Consider the following 13,425-nt stretch of genomic DNA (forward strand, 5'->3'; position numbering starts at 1 on the left):
GGATGCGATGTCCCAGCTGCAACAGCCTCGATACGCAGGTGAAGGATTCGCGTCCGACCGAGGATTCCGCCGTGATCCGGCGGCGCAGGGTATGCGTCGCCTGCAATTTCCGCTTCACCACCTTCGAGCGGGTGCAGCTGCGCGAACTCACGGTGATCAAGCGCAACGGCCGCCGGGTGCCGTTCGACCGCGACAAGCTGGTGCGCTCGCTGCAGATTTCCTTGCGCAAGCGCCCGGTCGATCCTGAAAGGGTCGAGAAGATGGTCTCGGCGATCGTGCGCGAGCTGGAAAGCGGCGGCGAGGCCGAGATTTCATCGGAGGCGATCGGCGAGATCGTGATGGAGCATCTGCGCCAGCTCGACGACGTCGCCTATGTCCGCTTCGCCTCGGTCTATCGCAACTTTCGCGAGGCCAAGGACTTCGAGACCGTGCTCGGCGAGCTCTCCGGCGACGACGAAGCGCGGCTCGCCACGTTACGCAAATGATCTTCCGCATCCTGGAAGACCAGTACGCTCAGAAATCGAAGGATTCGAAAGCCGCCGACCAGCGCTTCATGGCGCTGGCGCTGTCGCTCGGCCGGCGCGGGCAGGGCCGCACCTGGCCCAATCCCGCGGTCGGCGCGGTGGTGGTCAGGGACGGCGTCATCGTTGGCCGCGGCTGGACCCAGCCCGGCGGCCGTCCCCATGCCGAGCCCGAGGCGCTGGCGCGTGCCGGCGAGGCCGCGCGCGGCGCAACGCTCTATGTGACGCTGGAGCCGTGCTCGCACTTTGGCAAATCGCCGCCCTGCGCCGATGCGGTGATCGCGGCCGGGATTACCCGCGTCGTGTCGGCGGTCGAGGACCCCAATCCGCAGGTGGCGGGACAAGGCCACGCCAAATTGCGCGCCGCCGGAATCATGGTCGATATCGGGCCGGGGGCTGTGGAAGCCGCGTACGATCATGCCGGGCATTTCCGGCGCGTCCGCGACAAGCGTCCCCACGTGATCCTCAAATTGGCGGTGTCTCCCGACGACAAGATCGCCGCTGCCGGCCACAAGCCGCTGGCAATCACAGGCGAAGCCGCGAAGGCGCGGGTGCATCTGCTACGCGCGCAATGCGACGCCATCCTGGTCGGGATCGGCACGGTGCTGTCGGACGATCCCGCGCTGACCTGCCGGCTGCCGGGCATGGAGGCGCGCTCGCCGGTACGGGTGGTGCTCGACCGCGCCTTGCGCATCCCCGGCACCAGCCGCCTGGTGTACTCCGCGCGCGAAACGCCGTTGTGGGTGATGACATCAAATCTGTCGGAAGCGCCCGCCGCCATGAAGCTGGGCGCGGCCGGCGCGCAGGTAATCCGCGTGCCCGTCACAACCACCCCGCCGCCCGGGCTCGATCTCGCCGCCGTGCTGCACACGCTGGCCGAAAGGGGCATCACGCGCCTGCTGGTCGAAGGCGGCGCCCGCGTCGCGTCATCCCTTGTTTCTGCCGGTCTGGTCGACGAAGTCTGGCTGTTGCGCGGTGCCCATCCGGTCGGCGCCGATGGCGTCCCCGCGCTGGAGGCATTGCCGCTCACCGCCATCACAAGGTCGCCCGCATTCAAGCTCCGTGCTAGCGAGACGCTGCAAAGCGACACAATGACCATTTACGAGCGCATCTCATGTTCACCGGCATAGTCACCGACATCGGCCAGATCGTCAGCCTCACACCCACCGCGCAGGGCCAGCTGCATCGGCTGCGCATCGCCTGCCGCTACGACCGGTCCACCATCGCCGACGGCGCCTCGATCGCCTGCAACGGCGTTTGCCTCACCGTGGTCGCCTCGGGCACAGAGGCCGACAGGACATGGTTCGATGTCGACGCCGCCGCCGAGACGCTGGCCATGACCACGGCGAAACACTGGGTTACCGGCACCAAACTCAATCTCGAGAGGGCGCTGAAGATCGGCGACGAACTCGGCGGCCATATCGTGGCCGGGCATGCCGACGGCATCGCCAGCATTATCAAGCGTGACGATCTGCCCGATATGGCGCGGTTCGAACTCTCCACCACGCGGGAACTGGCGCGCTTCATAGCCATGAAAGGCTCGGTGACGCTGGATGGTGTGTCGCTGACCGTGAATAGCGTTGCCGACGTCGCGTTTTCGGTGCTGATCATTCCGCACACGCTCGGCGTCACCACGCTGGGCGGCTGGCGCGCCGGGACCGAGGTCAATCTCGAGGTCGACCTGATGGCGCGCTACGCCGCGCGGCTGTCGGAAATGAAGTAGGCGCAGCCCTTGGCTTTGGCCGCTGCTGCGCCTAAAACCCGCACCAATCGTTGACATTCGGCGCAATCGGTATCTGTCAACGTCTTGAAACGGATGAGCAGACAATGGCGGACGCGCGGCGCGCACAGTTGAAGGACCAGACCGACATATCCGGCGCACGGGCGCTGATCGTCGAGGCGCGCTTCTATGACGACATCCAGGATGCGCTGCTGGAAGGCGCGGTCGCCGAGTTGAAGGTGGCCGGCGTCAGCCACGAGGTGATCACGGTGCCCGGTGCGCTGGAAATTCCAGCCGCCATCGCGATCGCGCTCGATGCCGCCGAGAGCAACGGCAAGCCCTATGACGCGGCGATTGCGCTCGGCTGCGTGGTGCGCGGCGACACCATCCATTTCGAGATCGTGTCGATAGAATCCTCGCGCGCGCTGATGGACCTCGCGGTGAACAGGAAGTTTCCGCTCGGCAACGGCATCATCACCGTCAACACCGACGCGCAGGCCTGGGCGCGAGCGCGCGCCAGCGAACTCAACAAGGGCGGCGACGCCGCGCGCGCGGCCTTGGCGATGCTGCGGATCAAACGCCGGCTGGCAAGGGCCTGATCATGCCAGAGAAAAAAAAGCCTGCGCCGGCCAGAGGGTCTGACAAGGGGCCCGACAAAAAGGCCAACCGGCGCGGCGCAGCGCGGCTCGCCGCGGTGCAGGCGCTTTACCAGATGGACATCGGCGGCGCCGGCCTCAATGACATCTTCGCCGAGTTCGAGAGCCACTGGCTCGGCAACGAGGTCGAGGGCGACACCTATCTGCCGGCCGAGGCCGCATTCTTCCAGGACGTCGTCGCCGGCGTGGTGCGCGATCAGGCCAGGCTCGACCCCGTGATCGACGAGGCGCTTTCCAGGGGCTGGCCGTTGAAGCGGGTCGACGCCATCTTGCGCGCGGTGTTGCGCGCCGGGGCCTACGAACTCGAGCATCGCAAGGACGTGCCCGGCCGCGTCGTGGTGTCGGAATATGTCGATGTCGCGCACGCCTTCGTCGAGTCCGAGGAGACCGGCATGGTAAACGCGGTGCTCGACCAGATCGCCCGCCAGTTTCGCGCCGACGAGTTTGCGCGGGGATAGGCCGGGATGGGCGCTCGCCGCACATTCAACTGTCATCATCCGCGAAAGCGGATGACCCAGTACGCCGCGGCTCCTCGGTCGATCGCGGGCATCTCTGGAATACTGGGTCGCCCGGTCAAGCCGGGCGATGACAGTTGTGTGTTGGGTCGCGCCGCATGACCGATCGACAGCAAGCCCCCTCCGGTGAAGACTCCCTGATCGCCCGCTACTTCCGTCCGCTCGCGACCGATCCCGGTGCGTTCGGGCTGGTGGATGACGCGGCGACCCTGCAGGCCGGCGGTGACGAGATCGTGGTGACCACCGACGCCATCGTCGAGGGCGTGCATTTTCTCCCCGATGATCCCCCTGATAGCATCGCGCGCAAGGCGCTGCGGGTGAACCTGTCCGATCTCGCTGCCAAGGGGGCGGTGCCCGCGGGTTTTGTCCTGACGCTGGCGCTGCGCACCCAGGACGATGGCTGGCTGACGCCATTCGTGCGCGCGCTGGGCGAGGATGCCAGCCTGTTCGACTGTCCGCTGCTCGGCGGCGATACGGTGTCGACGCCCGGACCGGCGATGATCTCCGTCACCGCGTTCGGGCGGGTGGCGCCGGGCAGGATGGTCCGCCGCAGCGGCGCCAAACCCGGCGACCGCATTGTCGTGACCGGGACGATCGGCGATGCCGCGCTCGGCCTCGATATCCTGAAAGGCGGCGCGGTGGCGACTGCGCTCGCGCAGGACACCGCGGCAAGCCAGCTACTGGTCGGCCGGTACCGCGAGCCGCAGCCGCGCAATGCGCTGGCGCCAGCGGTCCGCGACCATGCCAGCGCGGCCATGGATGTATCCGACGGTCTGGCGGGGGATCTCGCCAAGCTATGCGCGGCGTCCGGGGTATCCGCTGTCATCGACATCAAGAGTATCCCGTTGTCCGCGCCCGCCGCCGAATTGCTGGCGCACGGCACGGTCGGCATCGAGGCGATCGTTTCCGGCGGCGACGACTACGAGATTTTGTGTGCGATCCCGGAGGCCGGCTTCGCGGCGTTCGCGCAGGCGGCGGGGCTGGCCGGCGTGGCCGTGACCTCGATTGGAAAGATCGTCGCAGGGAAGTCCGCCCCGCGATTCCTCGACGCCGACGGCAGGGAGATCGCGCTAAAGCGATTGTCCTACAGCCATTTCTAGAATTCCCTGAAAAACCGCCGGTTCGGACGCAAATACCTGCCGAAATCGTTGGTTTTGGTCCTCCGCAGCGTTGCGCAGGGGATGCGATTTTGGCATGGTCCCGCCGATTTAAGGCCACCTCTATGGGCAGGGGCGGGCCTTCTTTTAGGCGCCCGCCGCTCCCGCGGTGTGGTGTGGGGTAGATCCAGGATCTGAGGCAAATTCAATGACAGTATTATGGGCGATTGTGCTCTGCGGAGTGCTTTCCATCGTTTACGCCATTTGGGCGACGGCATCGGTCATGAAGGCCGATGCGGGTAATCCGCGAATGCAGGAAATCGCAGCCGCGGTGCGCGAAGGCGCGCAGGCCTATCTGAAGCGTCAGTACATGACGATCGCCATCGTCGGCGCCGTGATCTTCGTGCTGCTGGCGTACTTCCTCGGCATGAAGGTCGCGATTGGCTTCCTGATCGGCGCCGTGCTGTCGGGCGCTGCCGGCTTCATCGGCATGAACGTCTCGGTCCGCGCCAATGTGCGCACCGCGCAGGCCGCCACCACCTCGCTGGCCGGCGGACTTGAACTCGCCTTCAAGGCCGGCGCCATCACCGGCATGCTGGTCGCGGGTCTGGCGCTGCTCGGCGTCACCATCTACTTCGCCTATCTCACCCAGGTCCTCGGCCTCAAGGCCAACGACCGCATCGTGGTCGATTCGCTGGTGGCGCTCGGCTTCGGCGCGTCGCTGATCTCGATCTTCGCACGTCTCGGCGGCGGCATCTTCACCAAGGGTGCTGACGTCGGCGGCGATCTCGTCGGCAAGGTCGAAGCCGGCATTCCCGAAGACGATCCGCGCAACCCGGCCACCATCGCCGACAACGTCGGCGACAATGTCGGCGATTGCGCCGGCATGGCCGCCGACCTGTTCGAGACCTATGCGGTGACCGCGGTCGCCACCATGGTGCTGGCTGCGATCTTCTTTGCGACCTCGCCGTTGCTGGTGCCGATGATGACGCTGCCGCTCGCGATCGGCGGCGTCTGCATCCTGACCTCGATCGCCGGCACCTTCTTCGTCAAGCTCGGCGCCAGCCAGTCCATCATGGGCGCGCTGTACAAGGGCCTGATCGCGACCGGCGTGCTGTCGCTGGTCGGCGTTGCCGGCGTGATCTGGTGGCTGATCGGCTTCGGTCCGCTGGCCGGCGTGAAGTACACCGGCATGGCGCTGTTCCAGTGCGGCATCGTCGGCCTCGTCGTCACCGGCCTGATCATCTGGATCACCGAATACTACACCGGCACCGACTACCGCCCGGTGAAGTCGATCGCGGCTTCCTCGGTCACCGGTCACGGCACCAACGTGATCCAGGGTCTCGCGATCTCGATGGAATCCACCGCCGGTCCGGCGCTGGTGATCATCGCGGGCATCCTCGTCACCTACAGCCTTGCCGGCCTGTTCGGCATCGCGATCGCGACCACCACCATGCTGGCGCTGGCCGGCATGATCGTGGCGCTCGACGCCTTCGGCCCGGTCACCGACAATGCCGGCGGCATTGCCGAAATGGCCGGCCTGCCCAAGGAAGTGCGCAAGGCCACCGACGCGCTCGACGCCGTCGGCAACACCACCAAGGCGGTCACCAAGGGCTACGCGATCGGCTCCGCCGGTCTCGGCGCGCTGGTGCTGTTTGCGGCCTACAATGAAGATCTCAAATTCTTCATCGCCAATGCCTCGAAGTATCCCTACTTCCAGGGCGTGCTGCCCGACTTCTCGCTCAACAACCCCTACGTCGTGGTTGGGCTGCTGTTCGGCGGCCTCTTGCCGTACCTGTTCGGTGCGATGGGCATGACCGCGGTCGGCCGTGCCGCCAGCGCGATCGTCGAGGAAGTGCGGCGTCAGTTCCGCGAAAAGCCCGGCATCATGCAGGGCACCGACAAGCCGGATTACGGCCGTGCGGTCGACCTGCTGACCAAGGCGGCGATCAAGGAAATGATCATCCCGTCGCTGCTGCCGGTGCTGTCGCCGATCTTCGTCTATTTCGTGATCTTCGCGATCGCGGGTGGCGGTCCGGCCGGCAAGTCAGCGGCGTTCTCGGCCGTCGGCGCCATGCTGCTCGGCGTGATCGTGACCGGTCTGTTCGTCGCGATCTCGATGACCTCGGGCGGCGGCGCCTGGGACAACGCCAAGAAGTACATCGAGGACGGCCATTACGGCGGCAAGGGCTCCGACGCCCACAAGGCCGCGGTGACCGGCGATACCGTCGGCGATCCCTACAAGGATACGGCGGGTCCCGCCGTCAACCCGATGATCAAGATCACCAACATCGTGGCGCTGTTGCTGCTGGCGATCCTGGCGCACTGAGCGTTACGTTACGACTGAAACGCAAAACCCCGCGGCGCAAGCCGCGGGGTTTTTCTTTCGTCGACGTCATCCTGTCAGGATGACGGCGGTGTACGCGAGTAGCGCGGTTAGCCTCAGCCGGCGTCCATCTGCAGGCCTTCCTGCTTGATGATGGCGCCGAACTTCGCGGTTTCCGCAGCCACGAAGTCCGTATATTGCTGCGGCGTGCCGTAATCGGTGCGGGCGCCGATCTTGGCCATGTTCTCCTTGATGTCCGCGCGCTCCAGGAACACCTTGATTTCCTTGTTGAGGGCGTCGAGCACCGGCGCGGGCGGGGCCTTCGGCAGAAAAATGCCGAACCAGGACGAAACGTCGAACTTGGCCAGCTCCGGCACGCTCTCGCGCATGGTCGGAACAGTGGGCGCCAGCGCGGCGCGCTCGGTCGTGGTCACCGCCAGCGCGTTGAGCTTTCCCGCCTCGACCTGGGGCAGCGTCGGATAGAGATTGTCGAACAGCACCTGGATATCGCCGCCAAGCGCTGCCTGCAACGCCGGGCCCGCGCCACGGAACGGCACATGCACCATCTTCAGCCCCGTCAATTGCAGGAACCATGCGGCGGTGAGGTGAGGGCTCTGGCCGACGCCGGATGAGCCGTAGGTCAGCTTGTCCGGATTGGCCTTGATGTAGGCGATCAGCTCGGCGATCGACTTGATCGGCACCGAAGGATGCGCCGAGATGATGTTCGGAATCCGGATCAGGTTGCTGACGGGCTGTAATTCATCCGCCTTGTACTTCATGTTCCGGAAGATGCTGTAGGCGATCGCATTGGGTCCGGGGTTGCCGACCAGGATGGTGTGCCCGTCGGCCTTCTGGCGTACCACTTCCGATGTGCCGATGGTGCCGCCGCCGCCGGAGCGGTTTTCCACCACCGCGGACTGGCCCCATGCCGTCTGCAGATGTGCCGCCAGCAACCGTCCCATCACGTCGGTGGTGCCACCCGGTGCGGCCGGCACGATCAGGCGGACGGTTTCGGTCGGCCGCCAGTCGGCGCCGAGGCTCGCGCGCGGCAGAATGGCGGCCGCGGAGATCGCTGCGGCTCCGGTGAGCACGCGGCGGCGGGTAATGGATTTGGTCACATTTGGCTCCTTATCGGGATTTTTTGTTGGCGGAGAAAGCGTAGGAAATGCGTGAGGGGTCTGCAAGCGGGCGGGTCGGCGCAGTGCAAGGAAGGGGTGTTCCCCTGACGCGGGGCCGCGCGGACCCGGTTGCCGCATCGCCTCCGGGGACGGGGAGACGTGAGCCCTAGTTGAAGCTGAGCAGCTTGAACAGCGGCGTCAGGTAGCTGAGTTCCTGGCCGGAAGTCGGCGTGGTGCGGCTGATGAAGTCGAAGATCTTGCCGTCCTGCAGCCCGTAATTGGCGAGCCGCTGCACCTGGCGATTCCTGTCGAAATAGATCGCGATCACGCGCTGGTCGACCACCTGCTGGTTCATGAACGCGACCTTGCGTTCGGAACGCTGCGAAATGTAGTAAAACACCTCGCCGTTCAGGGTGGCCACCGTGGACGGCGTGCCCATCACGATCAGCACCTGGTCCTGGCTGGCGCCGATCGGAATTTGCTCGAGCGCGCCGGACGGCAGGATATAACCCTTCTGGAACTGTTCTCCGGTGCAGGCGCCGAGCGCCGCGCACACCAGGGCGATCGCGGCGATCGCCCGCATGCCGCGCCAGCGCGCGGCAAGGCCGCGCGGAGAGGGTACGCGGGAGGCTCTCTGGCTTGCTTCAGTCATTCCGGAACTGGTCCCGTCCCCTTGCATCGCGCGAGGCGTTGACGTACCGGGCAGCACGCTGGATTGCAACATGCGCGGACACCCATAGGCAAACCTTTGGGGCTCGCTTTCGGAACCCACAATGCTTTGGCCGTTCAATCACTTCAGGAAACCCCGGATGCCCTCGCCGGGCACCATTGAGGCCATCTATGGCATGATCGTGACGCAAGCGCGAGAACCGCTGTTTTATCGGGACTTGGGCGTGGCGGACACGGTTAACGGCCGCTTTGATCTCCTGGTGCTGCATTTGTGGATGGTATTGCGGCGGATGAAGCCGCTGCAGGCCGCGGCGGACCAGTCCCAGGCGCTGTTCTCCCAGGCGCTGTTTGACCGCTTCTGCGAGGACATGGACGCCAATCTGCGGGAAATGGGGGTCGGCGACGTCAAGGTTCCGAAGCGCATGCGGGCCTTCGGGGAGGCGTTCTACGGCCGGGTGGCGGCCTACGATCTCGCCCTGAGCGCTGGCCCGGAGCCGCTGGCGCTGGCCTTGTGCAAGAATGTCCTGAACGGCGAACAGCTCGACAAGGCCCGTCAACTGGCCGTCTATGTCGAGGCGGCACTTGCCGACCTCGCGGCGCTGGACGACGCGGCGTTGCTGGGCGGATCGTGGAAATTCCCTTCGCCAGCGCAGACAGGCGTTTAAGCCATGAACAGACCGACTGCCATGACCGACAAACCCGATCCCTGGCGCGTTCCCCTTGCCGTGGTGCAGATCCCCGACACCGGCCTGCATCGCGACCTCGAAGCCGACCAGGCGGTGCGGCAGGCCATCGCCGAGGTCGGCGGCTTGCGCGAAGTTCTCGCCGTCAGCGCGTCGCTCGACGTCACCCCGATGAGCGGCGGGCGCTTTCACGTCGAGGGCAGGGTCCGGGCGCGGATCGGGCAGACCTGCGTGGTGACGCTCGATCCGATCGAGACCGATATCGACGAACCGATCGATTGGATCTTCGCGCCGCCGGAGCAAATTCCTGAAATGGCCGACCTGGTCGACGAGGCCGCCGCGAGCGAGGTGGAAATTCCGGATCCGCCGGAGCCGATCGAAAACGGCGTGATCGATCTCGGCCGGATCGCGACCGATGCGCTGTATCTCGCCGTCGATCCCTATCCGCGCAAACCGGATGCGGTGTTCGAGCCGCCTGACGTGCCCGAGGATCCCGAGGATCATCCGTTTGCAGCACTCAAGGCGCTGCAGCTCGACGCCAAACCGCCCGGCCCGAAAAAGCCGGGCAAGGCCTAGAGCAGGCTTTCAGGCCCCTGAAGTCTCGGTAAAGCGTGGATGAAACCGCCTCAAGCTCGCATTCCCGTCGAAGCGGATTCGGCGTCGGTGCAGGAATGTCTCGTAATACGTTGAACTGGCTCGTATTATCGGTGTTGCCCGATTCTGCCCTGGTTCAACCGGTTCCGTAAAAGGTGACGGTCAAGAGGTTGTGTCGGGCAGGGGACACGGTATTGTCCCGGCCCGGCCGGGGCGCAATAGCGCTTCGCCGATCGCCGCCATCAGTGGCGATTTCCAGTTCGCGGCCGAGCACTTCAAGACCGCAGCACAAGATCAGGTTTCCGGGTTTTCATGCCGAAAAAGGTTCGAATCGCGCTTGACGCCATGGGTGGCGATTTCGGTCCATCGGTCGTCGTCCCGGGGGCCGCCGTCGCGTTGACCCGGCATCCCGACAGCGAATTTCTGCTGTTCGGCGATCGGGCGCTGATCGACCCCGAGCTTGAAAAACACCCGGCGTTGAAGGCGGCCTCGCGCGTCATCCATACCGACGTCGCCGTCAGCATGCACGACAAGCCGAGCGTGGCGCTGCGCCGTGGCCGCAAGACCTCGTCGATGTGGCTGGCGATCGACGCCGTCAAGAAGGGCGAGGCCGATGTCGCGGTCTCCGCCGGCAATACCGGCGCACTGGCGGCGATGGCGCGGTTCTGCCTGCGCATGCTGCCCGGCATCGACCGGCCGGCGCTGGCGGCGATATGGCCCACGGCGCGCGGCGATTCCGTCGTTCTCGATCTCGGCGCCACCATCGGCGGCGATGCGCATCACCTGGTGGCGCTGGCGGTGATGGGCAGCGCGCTGGCGAGCGTGCTGTTCGATCTGGAACGCCCGACGGTCGGACTGCTCAATATCGGTGTCGAGGAAATCAAGGGCCGCGAGGAGATTCGCGAGGCGGCGGAGCTGCTGCGCGCGATGAACCTGCCGCAACTGGAATATATCGGCTTCGTCGAGGGCGATGGCATCGGCAAGGGCGCCGCCGACGTCATCGTCGCCGAGGGCTTTAGCGGCAACATCGCCCTGAAGGCCGCCGAGGGCACGGCGCGGCAGATCACCGAATTCCTGCGCAGCGCCATGTCGAGCAGCTGGCGCGCGAAGATCGGCTATTTGTTCGCCAGAAACGCCTTCAAGGCGCTGCGCGACAAGCTCGACCCCTCGAAATCCAACGGCAGCGTGGTGCTCGGCCTCAACGGTATCGTGGTCAAGAGCCATGGCGGCACCGATGCCGAAGGCTTTGCCTATGCGGTCGATGTTGGCTATGAAATGGCCCGCGACGACCTGATAAACAAGATCAAGCAAATGCTCAATCGCGACAGCAACGCGCCGGCCCAGGCGCAGACATCGCAGGAGGCTGTCTCGTGACTGCATTACGTTCGGTCGTGCTCGGCTGCGGCTCCTATCTGCCGCAGCGGATCCTGACCAATGCCGAACTGGCGGCGCGGATCGACACCTCGGACGAGTGGATCGTGCAGCGAACCGGGATCCGGCAGCGCCACATCGCCGCCGAGGGCGAGTTCACCTCGCATCTGGCGATCAACGCGGCGCGCGCGGCGCTGGCCGATGCCGGGATCGACGCCCAGTCGATCGACCTGATCGTGCTCGGCACCTCGACGCCGGACAATACCTTTCCCGCCACCGCGGTTGCGGTGCAGGCCGCCCTCGGCATCCACCACGGCGCGGCCTTCGACCTGCAGGCGGTCTGTTCGGGGTTCATCTTCGCACTGTCGACCGCCGACAATTTCTTGAAGACCGGCGCCTTCAAGCGCGCGCTGGTGATCGGCGCCGAGACCTTTTCGCGGATCCTCGACTGGAACGACCGCGGCACCTGCGTGCTGTTCGGCGACGGCGCCGGCGCCGTCATCCTGGAAGCGCAGGAGCAGCCCGGCGAGCCAGGCGACCGCGGCATCCTGACGACCCATCTGCGTTCCGACGGCCGCCACAAGGCGAAACTCTATGTCGATGGCGGACCGTCCTCGACCCGCACGGTGGGGTATTTGCGGATGGAGGGCCGCGAAGTGTTCAAGCACGCGGTCGGCATGATCACCGACGTGATCTACGATGCGTTCAAGGCCACCGGCACCACGGCCGAGGACATCGACTGGTTCGTTCCGCACCAGGCCAACAAGCGAATCATCGATGCTTCGGCGCACAAGCTGCATATTGCACCGCAGAAGGTGGTGCTGACGGTCGACCTGCACGGCAACACCTCGGCGGCGTCGATCCCGCTGGCGCTGTCGGTGGCGGTGAAGGACGGGCGCGTGAAGAAGGGCGACCTGGTGCTGCTCGAGGCCATGGGCGGCGGCTTCACCTGGGGCTCGGCGCTCGTGCGCTGGTAAGCGCTGCATTAAAAAGTCCATCCATATTGTTGGATTCTTTCATGCTTCTGCATGGATGAGCGCTGTTGACCGTCGCGCGTTAAGCCCTTAATTTCAACAACATATTGTTCGCCGAGAGTGCGGGGCAGGCGATGACCGGAACCGGAAAAACAGTCACACGCGTCGATCTGTGCGAAGCCGTCTACCAGAAGGTGGGGCTGTCGCGCACGGAGTCGTCGGCGTTTGTGGAACTGGTGCTGAAGGAGATCACCGACTGCCTGGAGAAGGGCGAGACCGTGAAGCTGTCATCGTTCGGCTCCTTCATGGTGCGCAAGAAGGGGCAGCGTATCGGCCGTAATCCGAAGACCGGCACCGAGGTGCCGATCTCGCCGCGTCGCGTGATGGTGTTCAAGCCGTCGGCCATTCTCAAGCAGCGCATCAACGGCCTCGCCATCGGCAATGGCGACGGCAACAAGGCAGATTAGCTAATTCTCCAACAGGGAGCGGGCATTTGGACAAGGCGCCGGATGCGTTCCGAACCATCAGCGAGGTCGCAGCCGACCTCGACATCCCCCAGCACGTGCTGCGGTTCTGGGAGACGCGGTTCAGCCAGATCAAGCCGATGAAACGCAGCGGCGGCCGCCGCTATTATCGCCCCGACGATGTCGACCTGCTGCGCGGCATCCGCCGGCTATTGTACGGCGAGGGTTATACCATCCGCGGCGTGCAGCGGATCCTGAAGGAACATGGCATCGGCTCGGTGCAGCGGCTGGCCGACGCCACCGCGGTGGCGAATTTCGGCGCCATCGAGGAAGCGGTCGGACGCAGCCTGTCGGAACGCGACGAGGAGGAGGTAGCCACGCCCGGCCTCGACCTCGACGACGACGATTACGAGGCCGCCGACGGCATCGACTTCCGCCTGCTCGACACCGACGAGGACGGCATGCCGGCGCTGGACTCCGGCCCGATCCCCGGCGTCGCCGGCCCGCGCCCCCTCGATGTCGCCCGGCTGCAGAACGTGCTGGCCGACCTGATCGCCTGCCGCGAATTGCTGAATGCCGCGATGAAGGACGGGTAGGGCCGCCGGGTTGGCCCGCAGCGCCCTGTGGCGGTGCAATGGGCGGTCCGGACAAAAATCCCGAAAACAACCCCATGCAATGAAAATGCAAGGGGCTTCTTCGGCGGAACTCGCGCCGTCA

The 13,425-nt window shown here is 65.5% G+C and carries 15 protein-coding genes; 13 read left to right on the forward strand and 2 right to left on the reverse strand.

Going from position 1 to position 13,425, the window contains the following annotated elements:
- Positions 1-2 precede the first annotated feature (2 nt).
- From nrdR to Q8N40_RS03205, 7 genes are all read left to right on the forward strand, one after another.
- Positions 3-485, forward strand: coding sequence for a transcriptional regulator NrdR (gene nrdR, locus Q8N40_RS03175; RefSeq protein WP_291865374.1), 483 nt, complete (start codon positions 3-5; stop codon positions 483-485).
- The gene (gene ribD, locus Q8N40_RS03180) at positions 482-1,651 is read left to right on the forward strand and encodes a bifunctional diaminohydroxyphosphoribosylaminopyrimidine deaminase/5-amino-6-(5-phosphoribosylamino)uracil reductase RibD (RefSeq protein ID WP_305710777.1); all 1,170 of its coding nucleotides are present in this window, start codon (positions 482-484) and stop codon (positions 1,649-1,651) included. Before nrdR ends, ribD begins: the two co-directional genes overlap by 4 nt.
- Positions 1,636-2,244: a riboflavin synthase gene (locus Q8N40_RS03185; protein WP_305319277.1), complete on the forward strand. Its 609-nt coding sequence runs from the start codon at positions 1,636-1,638 to the stop codon at positions 2,242-2,244. Before ribD ends, Q8N40_RS03185 begins: the two co-directional genes overlap by 16 nt.
- A 104-nt stretch (positions 2,245-2,348) precedes the next feature.
- Positions 2,349-2,840 carry a 6,7-dimethyl-8-ribityllumazine synthase gene (ribH, locus tag Q8N40_RS03190; protein ID WP_305710778.1) on the forward strand — a complete coding sequence of 164 codons (492 nt, stop codon included), beginning with the start codon at positions 2,349-2,351 and terminating at the stop codon, positions 2,838-2,840.
- A 2-nt stretch (positions 2,841-2,842) separates the two neighbouring features.
- On the forward strand, positions 2,843-3,355 hold the full coding sequence (gene nusB / locus Q8N40_RS03195) for a transcription antitermination factor NusB (protein ID WP_305710779.1): 513 nt from the start codon (positions 2,843-2,845) through the stop codon (positions 3,353-3,355).
- A gap of 155 nt (positions 3,356-3,510) precedes the next feature.
- Positions 3,511-4,512 carry a thiamine-phosphate kinase gene (gene thiL, locus Q8N40_RS03200; protein ID WP_305710780.1) on the forward strand — a complete coding sequence of 334 codons (1,002 nt, stop codon included), beginning with the start codon at positions 3,511-3,513 and terminating at the stop codon, positions 4,510-4,512.
- Positions 4,513-4,717: 205 nt separating this feature from the next.
- The gene (locus Q8N40_RS03205) at positions 4,718-6,838 is read left to right on the forward strand and encodes a sodium-translocating pyrophosphatase (RefSeq protein WP_305319281.1); all 2,121 of its coding nucleotides are present in this window, start codon (positions 4,718-4,720) and stop codon (positions 6,836-6,838) included.
- A gap of 113 nt (positions 6,839-6,951) precedes the next feature.
- Here the strand turns inward: Q8N40_RS03205 and Q8N40_RS03210 are convergent, their stop codons facing one another.
- Positions 6,952-7,953 (reverse strand): tripartite tricarboxylate transporter substrate binding protein, encoded by a 1,002-nt coding sequence (locus Q8N40_RS03210; protein ID WP_305319282.1) that lies wholly within the window; start codon positions 7,951-7,953, stop codon positions 6,952-6,954.
- A 166-nt stretch (positions 7,954-8,119) separates the two neighbouring features.
- A complete protein-coding gene (locus tag Q8N40_RS03215; protein WP_371135598.1) occupies positions 8,120-8,536 on the reverse strand; it encodes an outer membrane protein assembly factor BamE in 417 nt (138 codons plus the stop codon).
- 190 nt (positions 8,537-8,726) lie between these two features.
- Here Q8N40_RS03215 and Q8N40_RS03220 point away from each other — a divergent pair, with 190 nt between their 5' ends.
- The 6 genes from Q8N40_RS03220 (at position 8,727) to Q8N40_RS03245 (ending at position 13,304) form a co-directional block, all read left to right on the forward strand.
- Positions 8,727-9,287, forward strand: coding sequence for a ubiquinol-cytochrome C chaperone family protein (locus Q8N40_RS03220; RefSeq protein ID WP_305710782.1), 561 nt, complete (start codon positions 8,727-8,729; stop codon positions 9,285-9,287).
- Positions 9,288-9,290: 3 nt separating this feature from the next.
- The gene (locus Q8N40_RS03225) at positions 9,291-9,881 is read left to right on the forward strand and encodes a DUF177 domain-containing protein (protein WP_305710783.1); all 591 of its coding nucleotides are present in this window, start codon (positions 9,291-9,293) and stop codon (positions 9,879-9,881) included.
- Between the two features lie 330 nt (positions 9,882-10,211).
- The gene (plsX, locus tag Q8N40_RS03230) at positions 10,212-11,273 is read left to right on the forward strand and encodes a phosphate acyltransferase PlsX (RefSeq protein ID WP_305319286.1); all 1,062 of its coding nucleotides are present in this window, start codon (positions 10,212-10,214) and stop codon (positions 11,271-11,273) included.
- Positions 11,270-12,247 carry a beta-ketoacyl-ACP synthase III gene (locus Q8N40_RS03235; protein WP_305710784.1) on the forward strand — a complete coding sequence of 326 codons (978 nt, stop codon included), beginning with the start codon at positions 11,270-11,272 and terminating at the stop codon, positions 12,245-12,247. The genes plsX and Q8N40_RS03235 overlap by 4 nt, the downstream gene beginning before the upstream one ends.
- A gap of 131 nt (positions 12,248-12,378) precedes the next feature.
- Positions 12,379-12,711, forward strand: a complete 333-nt coding sequence (locus Q8N40_RS03240; RefSeq protein ID WP_305320598.1) for an integration host factor subunit alpha — start codon at positions 12,379-12,381, stop codon at positions 12,709-12,711.
- A gap of 26 nt (positions 12,712-12,737) precedes the next feature.
- Positions 12,738-13,304 (forward strand): MerR family transcriptional regulator, encoded by a 567-nt coding sequence (locus Q8N40_RS03245; RefSeq protein WP_305710785.1) that lies wholly within the window; start codon positions 12,738-12,740, stop codon positions 13,302-13,304.
- Positions 13,305-13,425: the final 121 nt, after the last annotated feature.

The organism is Bradyrhizobium sp. (genome assembly GCF_030693485.1).
Lineage (GTDB): Bacteria > Pseudomonadota > Alphaproteobacteria > Rhizobiales > Xanthobacteraceae > Bradyrhizobium.